This window comes from Formivibrio sp. oc-25, from assembly GCF_055810895.1.
In genome coordinates this window covers 1-1,508 of the sequence record NZ_JBVVOL010000081.1, presented here as the reverse complement: position 1 = coordinate 1,508, position 1,508 = coordinate 1, and the positions used below count along the sequence as shown (strand labels likewise).

At 57.4% G+C, this 1,508-nt stretch carries 2 protein-coding genes; both read right to left on the bottom strand.

Annotation, left to right across the window (positions count from 1 at the left end):
* Positions 1–1,277, bottom strand: a 1,277-nt coding sequence (locus AC0KVQ_RS16400) for a TRAP transporter large permease (protein WP_473422269.1), incomplete at its 3' end; no start/stop codon positions are given.
* Positions 1,278–1,508, bottom strand: a 231-nt coding sequence (locus AC0KVQ_RS16395; protein ID WP_473422268.1) for a hypothetical protein, incomplete at its 5' end; no start/stop codon positions are given.

The following is a 1,508-nucleotide window of genomic DNA, read 5'->3' as shown; positions in this document are numbered from 1 at the left end:
CCGCCCAGCCACGGCAGCAGCAACGACACCACCGGAACATAGGTCACAATCAGCAACACCACAAACAAACCCACATAGAACGGCAGCATGCTCTTCACCACCTGCTCGATCTTCAGCTTCGCTACCGCACTGCCCACAAACAGCACCGAACCCACCGGCGGCGTGATCAGGCCAATACCCAGGTTCACCATCATCACCATGCCAAAGTGCACCGGGTCAATCCCCAGGCTCTTCACCAGCGGCAACAGAATCGGCGTCAGGATCAGGATCAGCGGCGCCATGTCCATCAAGGTGCCCAGTGCCAGCAGCAGCAGGTTGATCAGCAGCAGAATCGTGTACTTGTTGTCCGACAGTTCCGTGAAGAACATCGTCATCTTCAACGGCAGTTGCATCAGCGTCAGCATGTAGCCAAAGCTCGCAGCAAAACCAATCAGAATCATCACGATCGTCACCGTCTTCACCGTGCGGTGAATCAGCTTCGGCAGATCCTTCCACTTGTAGTCACGGTAAATGAACATCGTCACAAAGAACGACCAGATCACCGCAATCGAGGCCGATTCCGTCGCAGTGAAGATGCCGGACAGAATCCCGCCCAGAATGATCACCATCGTCATCAGACCCCAGATCGCTTCGATCGACATCTTCACCGCTTGCTTGAACGGAATCGGATCACCCTTCGGGTAGCCGCGCTTGTGAGCATAGTAAATACACATCACCGCCAGGGTACCACCCAGCATCAGACCCGGCAGCACGCCAGCCAGGAACAAGGCACCGATCGATACCGTGCCGCCAGCCGCCAGCGAGTAGATCACCGCATTGTGGCTCGGCGGAATCAGAATCGCCTGCACCGAACCCGAACACGTCACCGCCGTGGCAAAATCACGCGGGTAGCCCTTCTTTTCCATCTCCGGAATCAGCACCGAGCCGATCGAGGCCGTATCGGCCACCGACGAACCCGAAATCGCACCGAAGAAGGTCGAGGCCAGAATATTCACCAGCGACAGACCACCACGGATGAAGCCCACCAGAATATAGGCAAACGAGACCAGCCGGTTCGCCATGCCCCCTTCGGCCATGATCGCGCCCGCCAGCACAAAGAACGGGATCGCCAGCAGCGTGAACGAGTTCACCCCGCTCGCAATCTTGATCATGATGCTCTCAAGCGGAATATCCAGCCACAAGGCCCCCACCACCGAGGCAATCCCCAGCGAATAGGCCACCGGCACGCCGATCGCCAGCAGCAGCGCCATGCTGCCAATCAATACGAATGCATCCATTTACAGCTCCCCTTCCTCGGCAACGGTATGGCCAGGTTCGTGATCATAGGTCACGATCGGACGTTGATTTTGCGGACCAGCCACCATCAGCTCGATGATGAACAGCAAGATCGCAATACTACCCAGCGGCAGCGGCAGATAGGTCAAACCCACGCTCAGTGCCGGCAGCGAATCCACCGACTGGTTCCACGTCACCGCGCACAGACCAAAGCCGTAATAGATCATGAACAG